The sequence below is a fragment of the Deltaproteobacteria bacterium genome (assembly GCA_016931625.1).
GTDB lineage: Bacteria > Myxococcota > XYA12-FULL-58-9 > XYA12-FULL-58-9 > JAFGEK01 > JAFGEK01.
The window spans coordinates 1-24,373 of sequence record JAFGEK010000016.1 but is presented as its reverse complement, the minus strand read 5'-3'; the positions used below and the strand labels follow the sequence as shown (position 1 = coordinate 24,373).

The 24,373-nt window shown below is 39.2% G+C and carries 14 protein-coding genes; 7 read left to right on the top strand and 7 right to left on the bottom strand.

The genetic code is table 11. The features are described from left to right. Positions 1-863: hypothetical protein (locus JW841_00860; GenBank protein MBN1959468.1), on the bottom strand; the 863-nt coding region annotated here is incomplete at its 3' end. A 380-nt stretch (positions 864-1,243) separates the two neighbouring features. Between JW841_00860 and JW841_00855 the strand changes: the two genes are divergently transcribed. Together JW841_00855 and JW841_00850 are read left to right on the top strand one after the other, a co-directional pair. Beyond that, positions 1,244-3,175 carry an LTA synthase family protein gene (locus tag JW841_00855; protein ID MBN1959467.1) on the top strand — a complete coding sequence of 644 codons (1,932 nt, stop codon included), beginning with the start codon at positions 1,244-1,246 and terminating at the stop codon, positions 3,173-3,175. Between the two features lie 184 nt (positions 3,176-3,359). Then, entirely contained in the window at positions 3,360-4,193 is an 834-nt protein-coding gene (locus JW841_00850; protein ID MBN1959466.1) for a hypothetical protein, read from the top strand. Positions 4,194-4,198: 5 nt separating this feature from the next. On the opposite strand, the gene JW841_00845 is transcribed toward JW841_00850, so the two are convergent. The 3 genes from JW841_00845 to glgX are packed head-to-tail and all read right to left on the bottom strand — an operon-like array spanning position 4,199 to position 9,434. Continuing rightward, on the bottom strand, positions 4,199-5,527 hold the full coding sequence (locus tag JW841_00845; GenBank protein MBN1959465.1) for an O-antigen ligase family protein: 1,329 nt from the start codon (positions 5,525-5,527) through the stop codon (positions 4,199-4,201). Positions 5,528-5,556: 29 nt separating this feature from the next. After that, positions 5,557-7,257, bottom strand: a complete 1,701-nt coding sequence (locus JW841_00840) for a phospho-sugar mutase (GenBank protein ID MBN1959464.1) — start codon at positions 7,255-7,257, stop codon at positions 5,557-5,559. A gap of 11 nt (positions 7,258-7,268) precedes the next feature. Further along, on the bottom strand, positions 7,269-9,434 hold the full coding sequence (gene glgX / locus JW841_00835; GenBank protein MBN1959463.1) for a glycogen debranching protein GlgX: 2,166 nt from the start codon (positions 9,432-9,434) through the stop codon (positions 7,269-7,271). 170 nt (positions 9,435-9,604) lie between these two features. Between glgX and JW841_00830 the strand changes: the two genes are divergently transcribed. The 3 genes from JW841_00830 (at position 9,605) to JW841_00820 (ending at position 10,894) form a co-directional block, all read left to right on the top strand. Continuing rightward, a complete protein-coding gene (locus tag JW841_00830) occupies positions 9,605-10,132 on the top strand; it encodes a hypothetical protein (GenBank protein MBN1959462.1) in 528 nt (175 codons plus the stop codon). A 142-nt stretch (positions 10,133-10,274) separates the two neighbouring features. After that, positions 10,275-10,502, top strand: a complete 228-nt coding sequence (locus JW841_00825; protein MBN1959461.1) for a hypothetical protein — start codon at positions 10,275-10,277, stop codon at positions 10,500-10,502. Further along, positions 10,499-10,894 (top strand): type II toxin-antitoxin system VapC family toxin, encoded by a 396-nt coding sequence (locus JW841_00820; protein MBN1959460.1) that lies wholly within the window; start codon positions 10,499-10,501, stop codon positions 10,892-10,894. Before JW841_00825 ends, JW841_00820 begins: the two co-directional genes overlap by 4 nt. A gap of 32 nt (positions 10,895-10,926) precedes the next feature. Here JW841_00820 and JW841_00815 read toward each other — a convergent pair whose 3' ends face one another. Genes JW841_00815 through JW841_00805 form a run of 3 tightly spaced genes read right to left on the bottom strand, consistent with a single transcriptional unit; the run spans position 10,927 to position 22,815 of the window. Beyond that, entirely contained in the window at positions 10,927-18,666 is a 7,740-nt protein-coding gene (locus JW841_00815) for a CHAT domain-containing protein (GenBank protein ID MBN1959459.1), read from the bottom strand. Beyond that, entirely contained in the window at positions 18,651-19,199 is a 549-nt protein-coding gene (locus JW841_00810) for a DUF1318 domain-containing protein (protein ID MBN1959458.1), read from the bottom strand. The genes JW841_00815 and JW841_00810 overlap by 16 nt, the downstream gene beginning before the upstream one ends. Further along, positions 19,189-22,815: a hypothetical protein gene (locus JW841_00805; GenBank protein ID MBN1959457.1), complete on the bottom strand. Its 3,627-nt coding sequence runs from the start codon at positions 22,813-22,815 to the stop codon at positions 19,189-19,191. The genes JW841_00810 and JW841_00805 overlap by 11 nt, the downstream gene beginning before the upstream one ends. Positions 22,816-22,932: 117 nt before the next feature. Between JW841_00805 and JW841_00800 the strand changes: the two genes are divergently transcribed. After that, positions 22,933-23,682 (top strand): hypothetical protein, encoded by a 750-nt coding sequence (locus JW841_00800; GenBank protein MBN1959456.1) that lies wholly within the window; start codon positions 22,933-22,935, stop codon positions 23,680-23,682. 230 nt (positions 23,683-23,912) lie between these two features. Next, positions 23,913-24,218: a nucleotidyltransferase domain-containing protein gene (locus JW841_00795; GenBank protein ID MBN1959455.1), complete on the top strand. Its 306-nt coding sequence runs from the start codon at positions 23,913-23,915 to the stop codon at positions 24,216-24,218. The last annotated feature ends 155 nt before the right edge of the window (positions 24,219-24,373 follow it).

Below are 24,373 nucleotides of genomic sequence, written 5' to 3'. Positions count from 1 at the left end.
TTTTGTAAAAACTTAATTATATTTATGTTATCTGGTAGTTGCGTACTTAAAATTTCGAGTTCGCTAAAAGCTTCTTTTATACCTGATGGGTAAGTATCTATTGGTACCCCTACGGCTAGATATGGTAAACCATCTAACTTATTTTGAATATCTTTTAGCAAAGCTGCATTTTTTACATAGCTGATTGGCTTAGCTGGTTTAACATTTTTGCCATCATAGCCATGTTGTTTCACTACAGCCATTACCTCTTTTTGCTTTTGTTGTAGAAACTGCTGCCCTGATTTACGATATGTTGTATGAATAACGCTTTCGAGCATTTTTAACGCGTTATCAAAATAATTAATAGTGCCGCCTAATGGGCTCTCATCATGAATAATTTTAACAATATCTGATGTCGATAATTTGATTTGTTCGATGCTTGGTGCACCAGGCAAATCCTTACGGACACCTGAAAAGCTTTCGGCTGATATTATAACTTCATCACCTTCAAATTTCATTGCAACAAAAGCCAACCGTTGCCCTTCTGTAGTCCAAACCAAATTAATACCTTTAAATTTACTAGTATCAAGATCATAATCTGGTGCGCAAAGTATATTTATTTTATTTGTTGCAGAATCATTAAATAAGCCTTCATTCGTTTGACGAATAATCGCCATATCAAGATCATTTTTTAGGTTTTGCAATTCGGGAGCATCCCATATACTATTATAATGATTTGCCTCCTTAATATCTTTGTAACAGTCATAATAATTACAAGATATCACCATATTATGATTTGCACATTCGTCTTGAGTTTTTAAGGGTGCGTTATGCAAGCGCTCAATCTCTGGTAAAGCTTGTTTATTATCAATAGGTTTAATCATATGCTTTCTCTATATTTTGCTTGCACCCCTTGCAAATATTTCGGTATCTGCTCACTTATTATGTAACTGTTTTACTGTTTTGCTTATTGATTTATCGATTTATCGGTAATATATTGAAAATGTTGCCAAAAATTTTTATTCGCGACTTAAAAAACACTGTAAAATAAGCTAGTTAGTGAAAACAAATGCATCCATTTAACATCGCAGAATTGGGACACATGTTTTCACCTAGATTTTGTATTAGAAAAGGCCTGATCCCGGTAGTATGGAGTGCTAATGACCCCAACCAGGCACTTGAAAGATATATCCAGATTTTAAAAGTGCATTTCGTGCCTGACATCTTGAGAAGCTGACCCAGTCGCGCTATTGCCAATGGCCTTATGATTAAAAAAGATGCCTATATTGCCATGCTCTGGCGTTTTACGCTGGTGATGTTGTTATATTCTGCATGTCGCTTGGTGTTTTATCTCGTTAATAGCGAGCTTTTCGCTAACATGAGTGGGGCGCAATTGCACCGAGCTTTCTTGGGTGGCTTGGTATTTGACGTTTCGGCGGTTGGCTATACTAACGCATTATTTCTGCAAGCTAGCTTAATGCCGCTTAGATTACGCAGCCATCCAAAGTATCAAGCTTTTATGCGTTGGGCCTTTGTGATTGCCAACACTATAGGTCTGTTTTTTAATATTTTTGATATTGGTTTTTATCGTTTCACTACTAGACGTACGACCGCTTCAATTTTTAAAGAGTTTGGTCACGAACAAAACCTCGGTCAACTCGCCGGCCATATAATTATTGATTTTTGGCCGTTGATTTTATTGTGGCTCGCCATGATTGCCGCACTTTGGTTGTTATATCGCCCCAATGCTCGCCAAGATTCTTTGGCACCATTGCGAGACGCCCAGTATTATCCGGCATCAATATTAATTTGGTTAGTCACCGCGTTTTTAGTTTCTATTGGTTGCCGCGGTGGTATGTATACGCGCCATCATCGCCCAATCACTAATGCTAATGCTGGCAGGTATGTTGATCAGCCAAATCATATGGCAATAGTATTAAACACACCCTTTTCAATTATACGCACTATAAGACAACCAGCATTGCCTAAAGTGCAATACTTTACTAGCGAAGATGAACTTAATGCTGTTTTTGATCCAGTGTTTAAAGCGCAAGCAGGGCGCACGCCAACCTCGCCTAATGTTGTTATTTTTATATTAGAGAGTTTTGGTGCTGAACATAGCGGCTGGATAAATCGTGATCTTGAAAATGGTACCTATAAAGGCTTCACCCCGTTTTTAGATTCGCTGATGGATCAAGGTTTGGCTTTTACTAACGCATTTGCCAATGGTCGTAAAACCATAGATGCTATGCCCTCGATAACCGCCAGTATTCCATTTTTAGTTGAGCCGTTTATTTTATCACACTATTCAGCTAACCATATTAATACCCTTGCTAGCTTACTAAAAATGCAAGGGTATAATACGATGTTTTTTCATGGTGCTCCTAATGGTTCGATGGGTTTAGAGTCTTTCGTGCATATGGCTGGTTTTGAAAAATATTATGGCATGAATGAATATGGTAACAACGCTGATTATGATGGTACTTGGGGCATTTGGGACGAGGAGTTTTTTCAGTTTTTTGCTAAAACATTAGGTGACGCAAAGCAGCCATTTTTTGCAGCGTTATTTTCGTTATCATCGCATCATCCATATAAGGTCCCTGAGCGTTATATAGGCAAGTTTCGCAAAGGTCCTAAAGCTGTTGAAGAAGTGATCAATTATACTGATTATGCCTTAGAACGGTTTTTTAAAAAGGCTGCCCAAATGTCTTGGTATAAGAAAACAATTTTCGTGATTACTGCTGATCATGGCTCGGCGCACTATCGCCCGCAGTATTCAAATTTATTTGGGCGTTTTCGCGTGCCCTTAGTTTTCTATACCCCAGATGGCAGTATAACCGGGCGTGATGAAAAACCAGCGCAACAAATTGATATTATGCCGACAATCATGCGTTATGTCGGTAGCAAAAAAGATTTTATAGCTTTTGGCCATGATTTGCTTGATAGCAAGGGATCACGCTTTGTGAGCAATTATAGTGATGGTACTTATCAATTAATACAAGATGAATATGTTTTACATTGGGATGGCAAGAAGAGTACTGGGTTATTTAACTATTTAGCAGATCCATTGTGTAAAAATAATCTACTTAATAAGCAAAAATTAATACAAGATAATCTTGAGCGATTATTAAAAGGAGTAGTGCAGCAATTTAATACCCGTATGATAGACGATAAATTAACGGTAAACAATAATTAATAATGCAAAAAAATATGGAATACTCAAGACTAGAAGTGGTGTTTTAATATCGAACTTAGGTAGGTTTGGATTTTTTATTCAAAGATCGTAATTTTAAAAAAATCAATAATCTACTAGCTAAAATGATAACAATGATAAATTTTAAGCTAGAATTCGATTATATCAAAATATAAATAATTATCAGATGGATACCAAGGTTAAACAATTAGTCGATTTACTAACACAAATTCCCCAAAGCGAATTGCTACTTGTTGTAACTGGCGCTGGGGTCAGTGTGGCAAGTGGCATACCAACATTTAGAGGTACTGATAAAGACGCCATTTGGAAGCATGATGTTATGACTATGGCGACATATGATTTTTTTCAGCGAGAGCCTTTAGAGTCATGGCGTTGGTATTTATCGCGTTTTGAGAAAGTGTTTAATGTTAAACCAAATGCAACACATTTCGCCATCGCTCAACTTGAAAAATGGCAACAACAGCGCGGTGAGTTTTTATTAGTAACGCAAAATATTGATACTTTGCATGAGCAAGCAGGCTCAAAGCAAATGATTAAGGTACATGGTAGTGCTGATCGGGTCCGTTGTACTCGCCCAGGGTGTAAAAATGCTGAACCTTCAGGTTCATTATTACGGGCAAAATTTGATCTTGAAGATTTTTATCGTGAACCCAGCAACGCCAACTTACCGCGTTGTCCATTGTGTAATGCGATTTTACGCCAACACGTTTTATGGTTTGATGAGTATTATACTTCGCATGATGATTATCAATTTGAACGTGTACGGAGCGCGGCATATAAAGCCGATACGGTAATTTTTATTGGCACATCATTTTCAGTGGGTGTCACTGATTTGATTGTTAGAGCGGCAATTGATAATCAAGCGAAAATTATTTCTATTGATCCGCAACCGATTAATGCTTCAAATGGAGTAACGACAATTACTGCAACAAGTGAAGAACTATTGCCAGAAGTGTGTCAAGCAATGGGGCTAGAAATAGGTAAAACGGCTAAACAGTAAATAAATTAAGTCTCAATTTGCCGATTATTCGTTGTTGCTAAAGCTAATATAATACCAATACATGCCCACACTAACAGAGCCGTAACCGGATGATATAATATATCGTGAACTAAAGACATTGGCGCCATTGCTATTAAATAAAAAGTCGCCACGTGACGCGCGGCTTGCGCAGCTCCGGAAAGTGGCAAGCGCCAAACTCGTTGCAAAGCCATACCGATGCCAAGACACATGGTTATCCAAAAGCAAAAGCCGATAATCCCCGTTTCTGCTAAGGCAGTTAAGTGTTGTGAATGAGTATTGAGGGTAAAGGCATAATTTAAATTTGGATCAGCAAAGTAAGCCGGTGATACTTTAGAATATGCACCTAAACCAACGCCTATAATAGGATGATCACGAATTATTGCTAAAGCATGACTCCAAATAAATCGCCTGGTAGTCCACATATCAGTTGCCGGTAGAAAATCAGTAGTTGTTAGTGAGTGGCTACTAATAGCTGCAAATATTGTAAATATAATCAAGACTAACCCTAATGTAGTAAAATAAAATTTACGACATTGCGGTTTGGCTTTAATAATTATTAAAGACATAAGCGCAAAAATGACTGAGGCGGTCGCCGCTTTAGTGAAAGTAAATAGTAAGGTAGTTAACACTATAACAAAGGCAATTCTAAGTTTTATTTTATCACGTAATTGAATTACTAATAAACTAGCTGCTGATAAACTTGCAATTACCAAGATTAGCCCTTCAGAAAGTTTGGTGCGATTGCGTAAAGTGCCGGTCATAGCACGATAGTCAGTACCAGGGATGTATAATTGCCCCATGCGTCCCCGCTCAGGATTAATAAGTAAATGCTCAAGCGGAAATGAGCCTAGCAATGTTTGGAAAAGACCTAAACTTGCGGTTACTGCTGAACCAATAATTAAGCAAACCAGCAGACGTTTATATTCGCGTAAATCAATACTAGTTACTAAGGTGATACCGAGTAATATTCCTACTGATAAAATAGCTTTATTTAAGTTTGAACTACGTACGCTAATGCCATTTATTAATGTGGCTACAGAGCCCATTATAACCCAGCCAGTTAGACCAATAGTAACAAGATATGCAGGAAGACTAGCATGTTTAGCATCACCAATACGTAATCTGCCCGCTAGCCAAGATAAAAATAAAGCGCCTAATAAAGCACCTTGAGTGATCCCTTCAGATAATGGCAAAAGTAAGGCAGCGAGGCGCAGACACCAAGGCACTAAAGCGTTAGATTTATAACGCCAGTTCGTCATAATATAAGAAGATGCAGTAGACATACGAGAAGATTGTCTATCGAGCAAATGCATATTGGTCAACGCCAATAATTATTATTTTATTAAACCTTAGCTATCAATTTAAGCAACATATTTTGGTGACTATCAGCTAATAGCTTAAGTTTTTGTTTAGCACGTTTTTCAGCCACTTCTAGCGATTCAGATTTTGCAATTTCGTCACGTAATTCGTAGTAGCATTTAAGCTTTGGCTCGGTACCTGAAGGGCGTACAACAATGCGAGTTCCATCTGAAAGCTCGTAAATAAGCACATCATCGCAAGGTAAATTATAAATATTGTTTTGCTCATTGGGGGAAAGTAAATCGATAATGTTAATAATTGAATGGTTGCCAATATTTGTTGGCGGTTTAGCTCTTAAACTTTTACCAAGTGTTGTATAGTCAGTAATAATATTGCGCTGTTCAGTTACATAAATACCATATTGTCGCCAAATGTATTCAAGCAAATCAATAATGCTTTGACCTTTATTTGCTAATACAGCTGCTAGTTCAGCAAAAGCAACCATGGCTGAAATTCCATCTTTATCACGAACTAATTCACCAATGGTGTATCCATAGGCTTCTTCAAACCCTAACAAAAAACAAGCACCTTGAGCTTTACGATTTATAGCAGCGTTAGCCATCCATTTAAAACCGGTTAAGGTTTCGACATAAGCAACCCCCAGTGATTTCGCCATAACCCCTAATAATTGTGAAGAGACTATACTGGTAATTACTAAGGCATTGGGGGGTGCATTTTGCATGCAATCCCAGCCAAGCAAGATGCCAATCTCATTACCACTAAGTTTACGATAAGCGCCATTTTGAAGACGGACTGCGACAGCTAAACGATCTGCATCAGGATCATTAGCAAAAACCAATTCTGCATGTTTGCTATTTGCTAAAGCAATTACGGCATCCATTACCCCAGGTTCTTCAGGGTTAGGAAAAGGTGTAGTGGGAAAATTGCCGTCGGGAGCGCGTTGTTTAGCGACCGTGTAGACATTGGTAAAACCCGCACGCTGTAAAGCTTCTTCGGCTAATGGTGCGCCAACCCCGTGAAGTGGGGTATATGCAATGCGTAATTTTGAACGAATACTAGTATATGGATGGCGCGATAAACTTTTTACTTGAGAGAGGTAACGTTCGATAATATCTTTATCGAGCATAACTAATAAATTTTGTTGTTTTGCAAAGGCCTGTTCACACCAAGGTATTTCTAGATTAGCGGCAAGCTCAATTTCATTTGCAATACCTGTATCATGAGGCGCAATGATTTGAGCACCATTTTCCCAATATACTTTATAACCATTATATTCACGAGGATTATGACTGGCAGTTACCATCACCCCAGCAGCTGCGCCGAGATTTAATACGGCAAAAGCACATAAAGGAGTTGGCTGCATAGAAGCAAATAAATATGTCTTAATACCTAAACCAGTAAGTACACAAGAAATATCATGGGCAAACTCGTAAGATAATAAACGACCGTCATAGCCAACAACAAAGCCACGTTGTTTAACATGGGCGATATTTTTTTGTACATAAGTAGCCAGTCCCGCTGTGGTTTCGCGGATTACTAAACGATTCATACGCATTGGACCAGCACCGATAGCCGCGCGTAAACCAGCAGTACCAAAAATTAATCTACCACTAAATAATTCATCAAGGGTTTTGGTATCTTGCTTTTGAACTAATGAAATAAGAGTGTTGCGCGTTATGGGGTCAGGGTCACGGCTAAGCCATTTTTGTATACGTTGATCCATACTATCAACATTTATTTGGTACATAGTACCAAAAGTGTGAGGGCAAATGGAGCTACTTCAATACTATTTTTTTTGATGTGTCCACGACTGTTTCCGGCAGTATTAAGTTGTTCAATCCACACGTTACCATCATCATTTTTAGGTAGCGTACAATTGACAGATTTTGAAGTTGCATTTAACCAGAGCAACACCGTCTCAATATTAATTAACGAAGTATTTTGATCATTAGTTATAATGGCATTACCGTTTATTAACATACCTAGAGTATGGAGATCAGTATCCGACCAATCGCTGGCTGAAAGCTCATGCCCTGTAACGTTAAGCCAGGTAAGGTCTCGTGGCCCATTAAATTTATTTGATTTACCAGTAAAAAATTTTTGACGTTGAAGTACTTGCAGAGAATTTCTTAAAGCAACTAAGTTCGCGGTAAATTCTATGAGTGAATATGACTGGTTAGTATTATTCCAGTCGTGCCAGCTAATTTCATTGTCTTGACAGTAGGCATTATTATTGCCATTTTGTGTTCGCGCTAATTCATCACCACCGCTTAGCATTGGTACGCCTTGAGAAAGTAAAAGCGTTGCCAACATATTTTTCATAGCGGTTTGGCGTTTAAGATTTATTTGTGGATCATTAGTAGGTCCTTCTATGCCCCAATTATGACTAAAGTTATGATCAAATCCATCATGATTGTTTTCACCATTAGCATCGTTATGCTTGCGATCATAGCTGACTAAATCAAGCAAGGTGAAACCATCATGTGCGGTGATAAAATTAATGCTAGCTTGAGGTGAGCGATTAGGAAACAGATCCGATGAGCCAGTAATACGCGAAGCTAATTCAGGAGCCTGACCATCATCTCCGCGCCAAAATCGACGGACGGTATCTCGGTATTTATCATTCCATTCAGCCCAGCCATTGGGAAATTGACCAAGTTGATAACCGCCGTAACCAACATCCCATGGTTCAGCAATGAGTTTAGCTTGAGCAAGAACCGGATCTTGGGAAATAACGCCTAACAAATGGCAACGTCGTTTAAAATCAATGGGGTCACGACATAATGTCGTAGTAAGATCAAAGCGAAAGCCGTCAACATGCATTTCGGCTTTCCAATAACGTAAACAATCAACAACAAATTGCAAAACCCGCGGGTGGTGAAGGTTTAGACTGTTTCCACAACCTGTGTAATCGCGGTAGCGAGAATGGTCATTTGGGTCGAGGTGATAGTAAACCGCGTTGTCAAGTCCGCGCATTGATAACCATTGACCTGGTTCACCCCCTTCGGCGGTATGATTAAAAACAACATCAAGAATAATTTCTATGCCAGCATGATGTAATTGCTGCACCATAGTTTTAAAATCGTTTACCGCTGGTTGACCAGGGGCAGAAGCATAGCGTAATTCAGGCGCAAAGAATGCGACAGTGTTGTAACCCCAGTAATTGTTTAACTGACGTTTAATTAAGTGTGGTTCATTTTGATATTGCTGTATTGGTAATAGTTGTACAGCCGTCACACCTAATCGTTTTAAATGATCAATTATAACAGGATGAGAAAGGCCGAGATAAGTACCACGTAAAGGAGGTGGTACATCAGGATGACGCATTGTAAAACCCTTAACATGGCACTCATATATAATGGTTTTATTCCAAGGTGTATTAGGCGAGGTGTCGCCTTGCCAATCGAAAGTTGGGTTTATTACCACTGATTTTGGCATTATATGAGCGGTATCAACAGTAGAAGTATTGTTATTATTACTAACACTAGAGCTAGTGTTAGATTTAGCATTATCGCTAGAGTTTATATGATTGTTTGCAGAGGCGTAGGTGTCAGATAATGATGCAAGTGATTCGGCTTCATTATTACAAGGTCGATCAATTGCTCTTGTATATGGGTCAATTAGCAGCTTGTGTGGGTTAAAGCGGTGTCCATGATTAGGTGCATATGGACCAGAGGCACGATAGCCATAAAGCTGGCCGGGCTCTATACCTCTTATATAAGTATGCCAAATGCCTAATGCATTGCATTGCATTGAGATTCGGTGCGTTTCGGTAATGGCATCATTGCTAAAAAGGCACAAATCTACGGCTAATGCATTTTCTGAGTAAACCGCAAAATTTACACCCTCACTATCAAATGTAGCGCCTAAAGGGTTAGGTTTTCCTGCTAATATCTGCATTAATGTTTACACAATTAGCACAAGTCAAATGTAGAATGAATCAGGTTTTATCAACTAAGTCTTTCATTTAATATCAACGATTATTATAGTCCATATTTATGATTAGATACTTTATTAAATTTTGGATTTTTAACATTTGGGCAATTTTTTTTACTAGTCCGCATGTAGCATTGGCGGACGACAATGCCCTTTGTCCAGCTGCACAAAATTTACCACAATTGACTATTGATAAAATACATGATCCAGCTATACCCGTAATAGATGAATGGCAGGTTTTTTGGGGGAATATGCCACTATCAGATTATCAGCTTGCTGAACTTGCCGAGCATGACGTTCTTATTGATCGTACTCGGGCTGAAATAAAGGCTCGCGGCACTTGGGTTTATGTGGGAACGGTAATGGCATCCCTTGGTACCGCAATATCGAGTTTCGGCTGGATATTATATGGGCAAGATAAACAACCCCAAACCGTCTCTTTGCCAATGGCTTTAGGGGGAATAGCCCTTGGCGCACTTGGGTTGATTACCATAACCGAGTATGTACAAACACCACTCGAACCTCTTACTGCGCCTACGCCTGTACATCGTTTAACTCGTGATGAAGTGCGAATGCTAGTATCACAAATAAATCATCGTCTCTATCGTGATATTTGCAAGGCGTCATTAGAAACACGATTACCAGAAGAATCAGAGAAATAATGAGCCACTTGTAAAAGTTGAGCGACCGCCAATTTTTGTCTGCAAGTGTAATTTTTGAGTAATAACTTATGCCTTAAAACTTATGATAACAAACTTATGGCATATAATTGACGTCATGCTAATAGCATGATAATTTCATGCTATGGCTAATCTACAAGTAAAAAATCTCCCCACTCAATTACATAAACGATTACACCGCTATGCAAAAGAGAAAAATCAACACATTCGTGAGATAGTGATCGAAGCTGTTAAACGCGAACTAGATCGTTCTATTTTTATTAATCAGTTAAAAAATCGTACTTCTGTAAAATTAAAAACTAAACCTTCGCGCTTGCTTGAAGATGAGCGAAACGAAAGAAAATATAAATGACTGCGGTTGTTGATGCATCCATTGCAGTCGAATACTTATTACGCACCGAGCTTGGTGAAAGAGCAGCATATTTATTAGAACAAGAAACATTAGTTGCCCCAGAACTTCTTGATGTTGAGGTGATGGCTGTCCTCCGGCGTGCTGTACTTAAATCAGAGATAACAACTACACGTGCAAATGAAGCTTTAAATGATCTTTTTGCATGGGGTATTGAACGTATATCTCATAGTGTTCTCTGGCTATCGGCATGGCGCTTACATAAAAATGTAACGGCGTATGATTCATTTTATGTAGCGACAGCGCTATTATTTTCAGCTCCGTTAATAACTGCTGATGGACCACTTACGCGTGCACCTAATTTGGGTATTGTGATTCAAAATTTACGATATTGATCGTTATTAATTTTGGTAATGGTAAGGAAAGACTAGCGAAAATCTCCACTAAGTATAAAAGTCGCCCAATGAGATGGATGTGGATAATTCTTACGTACGTGTAAAGCTGCTAATCGTAAAGCCTCTGCAGTACTATTGTTTCTAAGTTCACGATAAAAGCGCTTGATAATCAGAGCAGCGCTTAAATCCAGAATGCGCATCTGCGTAGCAATTATGGTACGGGCTCCGGCAGTTAAAAAGGCATTACTTAAGCTAAGCCATTCATCGCCATGCACAGAACTACTAGCAGTTTCACATGCGCTAAGTGTTATAACTGAGGGAACATTGTGTAGCCCAAAAATTTCACGTAACTCAAGATGTCCATCTGAGAATTTATCAGGTGCAAAGAAAATACTACTTGCTAATGGGTCGCTAGGGTTAAGTCGAGCGTGAGCGGCGATATCAACAGCATCTGCATTAATCGTAAACCAGCGAGTTTTATTTGCTTGGGCACCAACAAAAGCCTGAGAACCTGCAACTGCTTGCGATTCAAGTCGGGCAAAAGGTAGGTCGTTAGCTGGAGCGAATGCGGCAATCCTACGTATTTTATTTCGTGGTGCTTCGACTAATCGATCAAATAACACAGAAGCAGAAGGCGCAGTAGCTAAAGCAACTTTGCTTAATAGTAGATCATTGCCAAGAGGTAAGGCAGCAAATGGGACATGAAATAACGAGCGATGCGGTAGCAAAATTAAATTTTTAGTTTTTTCTAAAATCTTTACTGAAAGTGGGCTTAAAATTATATTAGCCAGAGCCGTGAGATCATTATTAACATCCGCAAAATTTTGTAGCCCCTTTCGTATACGATTAACATACGCTTCAAGTTGGTCTCGGGTAATTTTTAACTGATTATAAGTTATAGTATACTTACGAATGATAAGAGCAGTTAGCGTACTTGGGCCAACAAAATAGGTTAGTAGTGTAGTATTATCGGGTAAAACGCTTTGCAGTTTTGCTAAAGGAACGGGTTTTATAACTAAAGCTCGCCAAAGACGTTGATTGTATTGTTTTAATGCGTTTCTAGCCTTCATCTGATTATTTATAGCTGTTTTTAATTTTTCATTGGCATTAACACCACCGCGATCAACTAGACGATTTGCAGTAATAACCGCATCGCTAGCGGCCATTTCGGCATTGATAAATTGTTTAGTTTGAGGGTCAGTAAAGTTTAGAGTTCCACTAGAAAGAATATCAACTAAACGACGAGCTCGTGCACGCTCTATATAGGTATATGCTTCATCTAAATTATTTGTTGTTAATGCTAAGCTAATAGCGTCTTCATAAAGATGATCACGACTGTGACCTGCGTATGCTTCAGTACGACCACGTCCTAAGCGTTCGACTACTTTAAGTGCTTTAGTAAAATAGTCACGTGCTAGAGGTATTTCCTGGTAATTTTTAGCAATACGCCCTAGACCATAAAGGGCACGCCATTCAACTTCTGCTAAAGAGAGTTCGTGACTTGTGCGCGCTGCAAAAGCATAACCTTCTTGTGCTTTTGCTGAACCTAAAATTTCTAGTATCTCAGCTTGAGCAAGCACACATTGCAATTCATTATAGCGGTTACCAATTGAACGACTTAGTTCTAAAGCAGTATTTAAAGATTGCAACGCTTGTGTATGTTTGCCCTGACGCTCAAGAGTTATAGCAATATGACGCAAATCGTAAGCACGTCCTTCGATAGAACCAAGTTTTTCGTCAATAGCTAAAGCTGCACGAAATTGATGTAAGGCTTCTTGCAGTTGTCCTGCCTCGCGTAGCACAATGCCGAGATTTTGCAGTTGTACCGCTTCTTCGCTTTTACGTCCGGTTAGACGAGCAAGATTAAGTGCATCGCTAATATTATTCTGGGCTCGAGGTAATTCACCTTGATTAAGTGCAATTAAACCTTCTAAGCTGCGTGCTTGAATTTCAAGAAAAGTATTGCCGGAACTAAGTGCTAATTCTAAACCTTGACTTTGACGTTTAATCGCTCGACGATAGTCACCACGATACCAATAGATTTTTGCAGCTTCAAGAGCAGCTTCAGAGCGTGCTTGAGTGTTTTTTTGTGCTAAGCCAGATTCGGTTGTCACTACTTGAGCTAACGCACGTTCATATTCACCACGAATTCGATATACGCGAGCTACATCGAGTGATAAACTTGGTATTAGCTCGTCAAGTTTTTTAGCACTAGCTAAGTTTAAGGCTGTACTAAACTGCTCTAAAGCAAGGTCGTAATTTGAAAGTGAACTTTCATAGATAAAGCCAAGATAGCGGTGCGGGTATACTTCATCGTTTGCATGAACTTGTGCATATAAAGAGATAGCCTCGTTATATGCCTTAGTCGCCTCAATATATTTAGATTGCCGACGTAGTTCTGAGCCGCGATTTACTAAGCAGTCAGCAGTAATTAAGTTTTGCTTAGCTTTTGTGGCAAATTGTTGACAACGTGTAAAAGCAGTAAGAGCATTTTGACCACGTTGCGCATGCGAAAAGGCCATGCCAAGCATTTGCGCGTTAATCGCAGCATTCTTAGCATCACCTTTTTGTTGATAAAAACTAATGGCTTTTTCCCATAAAGTAGCAGCCGCATCAATCTCATCAAGAGCAAGATAAACCTTAGCAAGGTTGATTTGATTAACTACTTCTATAAGGGAAAGATTTGCTAAAATCGCTTTAGCTTTTTTATCACCGTCTTTGGTTAGAAGTTTGCTTACTGTTGGATCATTAAGATAATTAATAGTATCAAGTAGGGCAATGAAGGCATTTTTGGCGATATTCCATTTTTTTGGCGACGATTTTTGCAGGGCAGTTTTGTAACTATTAGCGGCACTTCGAGCATATGTTGTTAACATTGTATATGCGAATTTAGCCCGTTCGAATTTATCTAGCCCCGGGTCGCCATATAATCTAAGGTTTGGCAAATGTTTTTCAGTACTTGTTAACCTATGAAAAATGGTTGCAGCATTTGTGTTAGTATTATTATAAAAATGATCGCGCAGAGTTTTACTATCGCCGTCATATTTCCCAAGAATAGCGGTAGGAATACCTGCAAGTAATAATGCTTGACTAACTGCCCGACAACTACGCACATTATCGTCTAAATTAGCAGCAATGCCAATATTGGCATGCACGTCAGTAGCTGTAAGCGCATTTAAATCAAAACTTATATCAGGTTTAAGTTCGTCATTAAAAATAACTTGAGTATATCCCAATAATTTCGGATGTGAGGGCTGTAGTTTGCCTTTAAGCGTAATTTGCACAAGAAGACGGTTTTTTTCTGTTACCTTGGGAGAAATAATATTTTTTGCGGTAGCATCAACAAATACATGGTTATGATCGCTTTTTCCTTCACCCCAAATAAGGGTTCCATGGCGAGCAATATTGCGTAATTGATTTGCAGCAACAAAATAAGTTGATGATAGTTCTTCAATGACTTCATATTTTTTAATTAAATGATCACCATTTAGTTTTAATGACCAGGCAGGTTGGGTAAATAATTCACCTGCATCAATATAGATACGTTTAGTGGTGCTGCTATTAGCAAGCAAGGCAGCTATAGCAGCGGGTATTTCATTATCTTTAATTGGGGCAGTAGTAACGTGCTGCAATTCTTTTTGGTTGATAATAAACCAATGCCAAATGGTTTTTGTGGGAGCAAATATTTGAATAAAAATGTCATCTTTAAGTGTAGCGAGCAAGGTTTTAAGAGCAACAGGTTGCCCTTCTAAAGCGTGGATTAATGATGAAGCATCAGCAAGTTGTTTTTGATAGTTTTCTTTATTGCGCAAATCACGTATTTGTACCCATTCTTCTTGTAAGCTTGGGTTTGCCACCCGTTCAAGAGGCGGTACAAGAGTGAGTAAACGTTCTCTTTCTAAGAGTTTCCAGGCACGTTCATTTTCATTGCGAGCTTTTAAAATATTTAATGCAGATTCAAGTAATAATGAACGCTCAGGTGTAATTAAAGGCTCGGGGTTTTGTTCAAAAGCGGTAATTGCTGCAAGCCATGCTTGTTCACGTTGTGATTGAATACTACCGAGGGCATTATCAACTTCATGGCGCCAGTTTTGTTTATCCGAGCCAGTTATTTGGTTATACTCTTTAGAATCAGCTAACGTCTTGCTACTGTTATCATTTGTAGTATCTATTGTTTTAGCAATATTTTGCAGGCGCTTATTCAATAGAGTATCACCGCTGTTTTCTGCATAAGTAATGGCGTTAGTAAATAGTTTGGTATGAGCGTCAAGATTAGTCAGTACACTTTTTAGGTCTTTTCGGGCTTGGCCGTCAGTGATCTCTATTGGCACACTCGCACCTGTAATAAGCCAAAGCGACAATACACGAGAGATGTTTTGTTTGGTTTTATCATCAATATCTTTAGAACTGACAATAGTGTTTAATTTTTCTACTAATTTATCAATTGCAGTAGAAAATTTAAACTCAGGTTGAAAAGCAATTATCCATGATAGAGAATTACAGAGTACAGCTAAATCGCTCCACTGAGAATATTGGTATAAAATATTTATCGCTTCTAATAAATGTTCGTGAGCGTCGTTTAATTTGTCAGCTTGATAAGATAATAAAGCACTTTCATTTAGAGCTAATACATATTCGCGGTATATTCGTGGAGCAATTTTTTTATCTTTTGCTGCATTTTGCCAGAATTTTAAACGAAGCTTATCAAAAGTTAGTGCCTGCGCTAAATTGCCATTTTTTCGCAATGTACGAATTGCTAAAGCTCTAGCCAATTCATCTTCTTGACCTTTAGAAAATCCATAAGCAGCACGTGTAATATTTTTGGGGTTGCCAGGAATTTCGGTAATAAAAATAGAATGTGGTGGCTCAGGTGGTCCTTTACCTTGCGATAGAATATCAAGAATTTCATTAAGAGTTAATAACGCTTCATTATTTAATTGAAGTCCCTGCTCAGCAATAGCTTTACCGCGAAGCAATGGTACTAAACGAGCCCAATCTTTACGTTGGCGATAAATTGAGGCTGAGGAATCATACCAAACTCGAGCCTCAGAATATGAAGCCGTTAGTAAATAAATAGAACCTAAAAGAGCAGTAATAGGACCAAGTCGCGGCTTGTTTTTGATTTTAACAGATAGCAGATACGCTGCGTGAGCCATATCAAGTGCTACATCGTACGCTACTTGTCTTAAGGCGACACGTGCAAATGATTCACGATATAATAATTCAGCTAAAGCACTAACGTGGGATTGCCCACATAATTCACGGGCTAAATATGCTTCAAAAGCTAAGTCACTTTTTCCCAACGCGAATAAAGCATTGCCGCGATTTTTAGTGGCACCAGCCCATAGTTCTGGTTCACTTGAGAAATCAACTAACTGTTGAGCGGTTTCATAACTTTCAAGTGCAGCTTCTAACCATCCACGATTTGGTTTTTGTTTTTCGTAACGCTCACGGATCCAACCCATAGTAAGATGAGCGGCGGCAAAACGCGAATCAAGCTCAAGGACAGCACGTATTTCCTGTTCGGCTTCATCTAAACGTAATAAGTCCGATTCAAAAGTAAGGGAATAACCATAGCCATAGCGTGCAAATTTATCACGAGGATTGGCATCTGCTTCACGTTTATATGTCGCTATCACTTCATTTAAATGTCCAAGTTCAGCAGATAAAGCAATATAATGACGATGAGCAGTAACGATTTCGCGGTCGTTGCTTATTAAGTGATGATAGCTTTCTCTGGCTTTTTCTAATTCGCCATTAAGTTCTTCAGCAATGGCTTTACGAGTGGCTATTCTGACTAATCCTTGACGAGCAATGGTTCTAACCGAGCGCATATCGGCAAAATCAGCAAGCATGCGTTCATAAGCAAGCAGCGCACGTTCATGGTCACCGGATTTTTCATAAGCAGCGCCTAAATATTGAAGAGCATCAGCAACTACTTTTCTTTCACCAACAAAGGTTGCGGCAATATATTGCCAGGTATTGATAGCAATAGTTTGCGCTCCGGATGTTGATTGAATTTTTGCCATAGCTAAGGCAGCACGCGATGCAACTGCAGGTAAGTCAGCATGGGCGTGGTTAATGGCTTCAAGTGCCGCTAGTGGTGAAGCTATGGCACTGATATTGGTAGCATCTACCCAGCGTTGCGCAGTTCGTTGTGCATAATAGCGCTCGTTACTAAAACGAAGCAGTAAGTTTTTAGATACTCGTGCTACAGCTTCATATTCGCCCATTGCTAAATAGATTTCGCCAAGCCGGTCAAGAGCACGAGCTCCATCTTCAGGATTTATGTTAGGTTCTGCAACTAGACTCTCTAAACCATTAACAGCTTTGCCGCGTTGTCCCAGGATAAAGGCAGCTTCATATGAAAAAGAACGACTTCGTGCAGAAACATAATCGCTTTGCGGCATAGAACTAGCTAACGTTTTAGCTAGTTCAGTTTGTTGTTGAACAAATTTGCGGTCATCAGCTTCACGAGCAATTGAGCGTCCATTTAGTCGTGAGGAAATTTTTAGCCGCATTATTTCTATTTGAGCAACAATTCCTAATTCACTATTGCCAGCGTGTTCTACAACACGCTGTAGTTCATCAATAGCAGCTGATAAGCGATTTCGTTCAGCTAATTCACGACCAAGTTCATAACGTGCTGCTGCTACTAAAGTAGGTTCTGTGGCGACCACAAAACGTAAACCAAGGCGCTTTTTGGGACCATTATCTTCTGCACGTGCAGCATTAAGAATAGCGTCTGCAGTTGCGTTTTTATCGATGATGCCACTTTGCGGTAAAGCATTAATATCAAGATCACTACCGCGGCCCGATGTGTATGCCATCCAATTGCCAGTTGAGCTTGCGAGTATTTCATTTTCAGCCCCACTGGTTAAGGGGATTGGCGTAGGGAGTTGAGCGTTATTAAAAATATTATAATTATATGGTACCGACCACAAACTAATCATGGGTTCTTTGTCGTTAGTGGTATCATTGCTTTCATCATCGATAAAGCGACAAAAAATTATGTGAATTTGATTATTATGATCACGAGCAACATGTGGAATACCTTCAACATATGCGCCGTCAGTAATAGTAATAGTTTTACCATCACGTAAGCGCATTGCAAATAACCGCGCCTGACCGTTTTTATCTGGGGCAGCATAAAATAATGCTTCACCGTCAGGAGTTGGAGCGGGGTCCCATCCTACTGATACGACTGTTTGTCGTAGACCAGAATCAAGTTCAAGACGATCAATACGCATTAATAGAGAGTCTGGTAATAAAGTATTAAAATAGATTGAACGGCTATCACCAGAAAAAACCGGGGCTAAATCAGAAGTACTACGATCAGTCAGACGTTTTTTACTGCTTCCGTCTGCATCCATGATCCAAATATCACCTTTAACATCTTCACTTTGTGCTACCCACGCAATATATTTACCATTGGGAGAAAAAGCTGGGTCAGTATCGTCAGTAGAATCAGTAGTTAAACGTTCGGCTGCACCATTATTGGTACGAACAAAGATATCAAGATTACCCGCACTCTTTGCAGCATAGGCTAATTTGTGACCATAAGGTGAAAAAGAGGGTGATAATTCATCATCGGGCGTAGTTACTAAAGGTAACGGTGTAATAAAAACACCATGCTGTGGTTTAGCAAATTTTGGTGGAGGAGTTTGAGTTAAAGGTGCACCACAACTTAAAACACTTCTGATAATTAGAAGCGATATTAGGGTTACGTTTTTTGGTCTTAGTGCCCAAGTGCTATTCAACGTTGCACCCATTTGCCTTTTTTGTTTTGATAATATTCACCACGTTGCATCGTTTCTAACAGCAAACGATGATAAACGTTCACGACTTCTGGGCGATCAGCGGGTGTTAAAGAGTTATCAGCAGCAATTGCCCAGTCGATTATATAATTGCGGTCTTCTTGTTCTTGGCTAACCAGTTGTTCATAGCGTGATGAAGTCTCAGCATCATTGCGAGCTTGGCAAGGACGCAAGAGAAGTTTTGCAGATATTCCTTCACCTAAACAACCAAGTTTTTTACCTTCGTTAATATCATCACGGTTAAATAATTGTCGTCGGCGTGCAGCTAAGGCACGGGCTTGCAAATCAGCCAATGAACCTTGAGTGATTTGTGATTGCGCCCGCATTGACGACACTAGCAATTCTTCATTGCTCATTGGCTCAAGTTCGCCGGCTAATTGACGTTCTAAAGAAGTTTTAGTGCCAATATTAACTGTGGTTACGGTTACGCAAGCCGATAGAGTAAAACTAAGTAATAGCCCGGATACTGTTTTAAGTTTAATGCACATACGTCCACCCCAGCGCTGGTGCTAGTTTAGCATCAATAGTTGGTTGCAGGTATGCATTTAGTAACTCACTTAATGAGTAACGACGTAATAGTTCACGTGGGATTGGATGATACCCAATTTGGGTAAATGGAATACGTATTTTAGTACTATAAGCTATGTCCATATTAAGATTCTCGTAGCGTACCCAAAGCGCAACTTCGTTAATACTAACCCAACGCAAATTTTTACGAGTACTTTGCAGTTGTGCGTCTTGACCTTGAGGGTCAAGTAATTGCAAGAAACGATCAAGAGTAGATCCACCGATTTTGGTAATATTCACATCCATAGTTAGATCACGTTTGCGTGGTGCAAAAAGAAAACCTAAACGTAAATCAAGATTAAGTTCAGAATCTTCACCAGGAGTTAAGTTAAGTAGTTTAAAATTGCTCGCATCAATTGCGGAAATCTGAAAAGCAAGATTTCCACCTAAAGATGCGTCAGAACTTATTTTAAAGGCCATGTTACCAACGATATCTCCGCCTAAAACACTTAGGCTAATCCAATCAGCAATAAGTGAACCTGCAGTAATTTTACCGTCTAAACGTAAGTTATCTATTTCATAAGGTCCGTTACGCAAAGCAAGAATGGTTAAACCTCGTTTAGGATTATAGGCGCGAAGTCGATGATAATAAGGCGAGCGTTCTATTAATGCTGAATTTTCTGCATCTGCAACGCGTAAAGATAATAAACCGCCACCAAAGTTTTTAGGCTGTGCAATAACGACAGCATCATTGCGACGTCCCGCTAATAGCTCGATGTTAAAGGGGAGTGTGCCATGCATTTGTTCTACAGCAGTATTTCCGGCGGCATAAGAAAACTGATTGGTTTTTAATTGCCCAGATAGGGCAATGACACCATCAGTGACGCGAATAGCGCCATCAATACCAACCATACCATCTAAACTTGGACCATTTAAAGTTATCTGTGAGAAATTATTAGTTTTGCCAAAGTTGACATCAAAACGTAAATTGGCATCGACCCCAGGCATTTTTGGTTGCTGCCAACCACGTTCAAGAGCAATCGCTAAAGGTTTAGTGACTACGCCACTTATATCGACTTTAAGACCATGATTATCTTCAATAAGACGCAACTGTTCAAGTATTGCGTCACCTCCTAAACGGTAACGACTAGCAAAATCAAAATTTAAATTGGTGAGAGCTTTTGTCAATGGTTTTTGCATAAGTGTCTGTGCTGAGGCGTTGATTTTTACTGATGATGTTGCGCCATTTATAAACCAATCAAATGCAAAATGTCCTGTCTGCACTGGTGTGGGTTGTTTGACTTGATCGACATCAGCAGCAAGATGTAAATGTGGGCCATGTAAACCAAGTTCAAAATTAAAATTTAGATCTAACCCATGTATTTCGTTTTTATTATCAACTATATGCGCATTAGCTAATTTGATATTTAAATTAGCAGTACCAGGCAATCCGCGTTCAAACCATGTTGTCCAAAGACCAGCAAATTCAGTATATGCCAAAACCATAGCCCGCCATGGATCTTGATCGTTAGCATCAATGATTTTTGGCGGTTTAATATATGATTGAAATTTATCTAATGGGAAGCTGCCGTTAGCATCAACGGCAAGTTCAAAATTGCCACTAATTTTTACTTTTGGTAGTAAAGACTCTGGAAGGGCGGCCGTAATAGATTCTATGGTCGGTATTTGCATCGCCAATTTAAATTTATTTAATACCGGTGTGCGACTAGTTGCGGCATATATATGTCCTTGGCTTTGTAGCTTAATTAGTTTACCTAATTCTAACTTTAAATTTTTTAGGTTGTAGTTGTCGTTTTGTCGCTCTGCTAAAAGATTAAGACTAAAGCCAGGCAAACTAACATTTGCTTGTTTTTGTTTTGCCCAAACTTCACGAATTTTTAAATTAACATCAGCTAAAAGATGTTTGGCCGCTAAATCCCATGAGTCGGCAGTAAGGTTTAGTTTTATACCATTGGCTCCGTTATTTTTAGTTGCAATATAATGAGTAGCTAATTGCATTTTTAAGTTGAGCGGAGTTTGATTACTTTTCGCTAAAAGCATGGCAATTGGCAGCATTAGATCAAGAGTAAGTTGTAGCCCCGATACCTTTGCAGTTGGAGTTGTGGCTTTAAGGAGTTCAAGATCAATATGAGTTTGCACAGAACCAATTTTTTTTGCGCCCAAGTAAGGAGCAAGCGGGCTTGTGCCATTAATATGAATTTTTAGTTGTTCGCTTGTAGCTGCAGTTAATGCAAGTTTATTAATTTGTAGATCGGCGGTGAAATTCAACAAATCATCAATAGTATTAACGATAGTTGTGCCGTTAAGACTATTAATATCAGTGCCAGGATAACTTAAGGCTACTTGATTAAAATCAATACTTAGATTTAGGTTTGGTAGACTACGATTGATGAGGGCCTGCAGATCAGTTGAAAATGCCGCAATATTAAAAGTTATGCGCCCACTAAATTTTTTATCAGTTATAATAGCGCTAACGATTGGATTTAGTTCGTCAAGATCAAGAAATAGTTTAAATTGTTGTAAATTTAAATTCGGTGAAGCCGACATTATATCATTGGCACTACCATTGATACTAAGGCGCGTTTGCTGTCCTATTTGTAAAATACATGATTGTAATTTTACTAATCCTGCTTGCAGATTTGCCGCAATATTTGCCTGCCAAGCAGTATCAAGCGTTGGCAAAATATAGGGTGCTGCTATATTTGTTTGACTTGTGAGCTTTATGTCTATCTTGGTCTCTTTTAGACCAGCAGTAGTCAGATGAATCCCGAGACGTAAGTTGGTATTGAGATCAGCAGCAGGTTTTTCACGAAAGAATTTAAGTTTAGCGGCTAACCCATCAGGATTGCGTTCACCTAAGCCAAACCAGAAATCAAGATTGAGATCTTTTTCTTTGCCAGAAAAATGACCTTCAGCGTTTATTTGATCGATGTAAGCCTTTTCTCCAGGCTTTTTAGTTTCAAGTGATATGTTGGCAATTTTAATTTGTTCTATCTCTACATGAATCGGTAATGAGATATCTAACCCTGATTTTTTTGCGGCTGGGGCAATTTTTTTATCATTAGTATTGTTTGCGTCATTATTTTGTTTTTCTGGTGTATTTTTTGGTACGGACTCTGATTGCGATTTATTTAATAAAGCAGTTAGAGAACTGCCGTTTTCATTTTCTTCAAGAGCGACATGCAAGTTTTTGATCGCTAATTCAGTTACGTTAAGGCGTAATCGGGCAAGTTGCCATAACGACCAATGCAGCGCTATTTTATCACAACTAAGTGAGGTAAGTGTGAAGTTTGGTGGAGGGCCAATAGTAATGTCATCGATTTCAACGCCACTAAACAATGAAACATCTAATTCTTTAATGCTAATAGGGGCTTGCAGTTTGGTGGCAAGATATTGCTCGGTCATTATACGTAAACGTTCATTGCTGAAATAAAGCCTAAGACCGATAGCAAAGATGATAAATACTGCTATTATTATTAAAAAACGCGATAGTATACGAAGAAGAAGACGCTTTTTGGGAGGTGCGGTCACCATCGTTTCAGAATCTACTGGCGTTTTTTCTGGTTTTTTAGCCATAGTGTCAGATTCATGAAATCATAATGTTGGTATTGGCGTCCAATTCTTACACGCTGCTTTTATATGTGTCGTATTAGGCATAGAATAAAGCAGTTACAACTTGAGGGCCATTCGCAAATGATCACCAGAGCAATTCTAACAGTTTTTGCCACGTTTTTGTTGTTTGCTCCACACTCGGTTCGTGCTGACACTTTAGTTGTAGCCACTGAGACTGGGGATTATCAAGCAGGACTCGCCAGCAGCTGGAAAGTCGATGGTGACAGCGTAACTTTTGAACTAGCAGAAGGGGTGGATGGCACCTTAGTGGCCGAGTTTCTTACCGAACGTTTAAAAAAGGCACAAATACAGGTCACCGATGGCAAATTGCAAATTAAAGGTATCCCAGCCGCATCTTTATTAGAACAGCTAGCCAAATTGCAGATAATTGATGGTGATCCTTTAATAGCTCTGGCGGCTTTAGGAGGTTCTGTTCCTTCAGGTGCTGGACCTGAAGCTGGTGGTTCAATCCGTGCCTCGCAGCCAATACCAATGGCAGCTTTAATGGGCAATATTCCTGCACCAAATGCTGATGAACGTTTTGAGGCTGAAGTACTTGAAGCAAAACAAGGCGTATTTCCCCAGGTGACTTTAAAACTTAAAGTTCGTCGACCTCCAAAAAATGGGCCATTTAAGAAAACATTCCGGCACGGCAAAATTGTGAAATTGCCAATACTGTTAGCGGGCGTTGATGGCAGCATCGATTATAGCCAGCCAGTAACCCAACGTAATCTTGTTGCATATTATGTTAAAAGGGGCGATCGTATTTTTGTTCACGCTTTTAAAGGCGAAAAAGATGAGCTAGCTATCGATTGGATTGAACGTAAATAGATCAATTCGACCGAAGGGAGAATTCTTTTTTATAATTAGTGGCAGTCGATTTCTCAGTCGTGTGCCGTTTTTTCGAAATAATAATGAAGGTTAAATGCCACCTAATTTTTTATAAAAACGTAACATTACTTCTCATACTTATGATCAAGAAAAAGCAGGTGAAGTACGTGCTATAATTGATCAATTTGCAATTGATGCTAATGATTTATTGGCGAAGCTTAAGGCGCGCAATGATTGAGTTGAATGCGTATGAGCTTGCAACAACGTGCGATATTCTCAAGCGTTATATTAAAGATGGTATAGTGTTGGCGTTTGGATCACGTTGCAATGGCGAGGCGCGTAAATATTCTGACCTTGATCTTGCTATATGCAGTAATACCCCTCTTGATGATTTAGCCTTTGCAAATATGCGCGCTGATTTTGATGACTCAAATTTACCATTTCGCGTTGATATAGTTAATTGGGCAGATCTCGACGAAGATTTTCAAGCAGCAATCAAACAGAAGAGTGTAGAAATTTTAAATATATCCCCGTAATCGCGAGAATGAAGGCTGACCAGTTATTGGTGTAATTTTTTGATTTATCGCAAATGACTCTATAAATCTTTATTACCCCTTGTCAGATTAAAATCAAAAATGGTAGGCAGCGGCTTTGGTAACACGAATAAGGGGCTAAACGGTTAAGCCGGTTA

Excerpts from the sequence above, each read along its gene's own strand:
- JW841_00855 (MBN1959467.1), top strand. The coding sequence starts at position 1,244 with ATGATTAAAAAAGATGCCTATATTGCCATGCTCTGGCGTTTTACGCTG.
- JW841_00850 (MBN1959466.1), top strand. The coding sequence starts at position 3,360 with ATGGATACCAAGGTTAAACAATTAGTCGATTTACTAACACAAATTCCC.
- JW841_00845 (MBN1959465.1), bottom strand. The coding sequence starts at position 5,527 with ATGCATTTGCTCGATAGACAATCTTCTCGTATGTCTACTGCATCTTCT.
- JW841_00840 (MBN1959464.1), bottom strand. The coding sequence starts at position 7,257 with ATGGATCAACGTATACAAAAATGGCTTAGCCGTGACCCTGACCCCATA.
- glgX (MBN1959463.1), bottom strand. The coding sequence starts at position 9,434 with ATGCAGATATTAGCAGGAAAACCTAACCCTTTAGGCGCTACATTTGAT.
- JW841_00825 (MBN1959461.1), top strand. The coding sequence starts at position 10,275 with ATGGCTAATCTACAAGTAAAAAATCTCCCCACTCAATTACATAAACGA.
- JW841_00820 (MBN1959460.1), top strand. The coding sequence starts at position 10,499 with ATGACTGCGGTTGTTGATGCATCCATTGCAGTCGAATACTTATTACGC.
- JW841_00815 (MBN1959459.1), bottom strand. The coding sequence starts at position 18,666 with ATGGGTGCAACGTTGAATAGCACTTGGGCACTAAGACCAAAAAACGTA.
- JW841_00810 (MBN1959458.1), bottom strand. The coding sequence starts at position 19,199 with ATGTGCATTAAACTTAAAACAGTATCCGGGCTATTACTTAGTTTTACT.
- JW841_00805 (MBN1959457.1), bottom strand. The coding sequence starts at position 22,815 with ATGGCTAAAAAACCAGAAAAAACGCCAGTAGATTCTGAAACGATGGTG.
- JW841_00800 (MBN1959456.1), top strand. The coding sequence starts at position 22,933 with ATGATCACCAGAGCAATTCTAACAGTTTTTGCCACGTTTTTGTTGTTT.
- JW841_00795 (MBN1959455.1), top strand. The coding sequence starts at position 23,913 with ATGATTGAGTTGAATGCGTATGAGCTTGCAACAACGTGCGATATTCTC.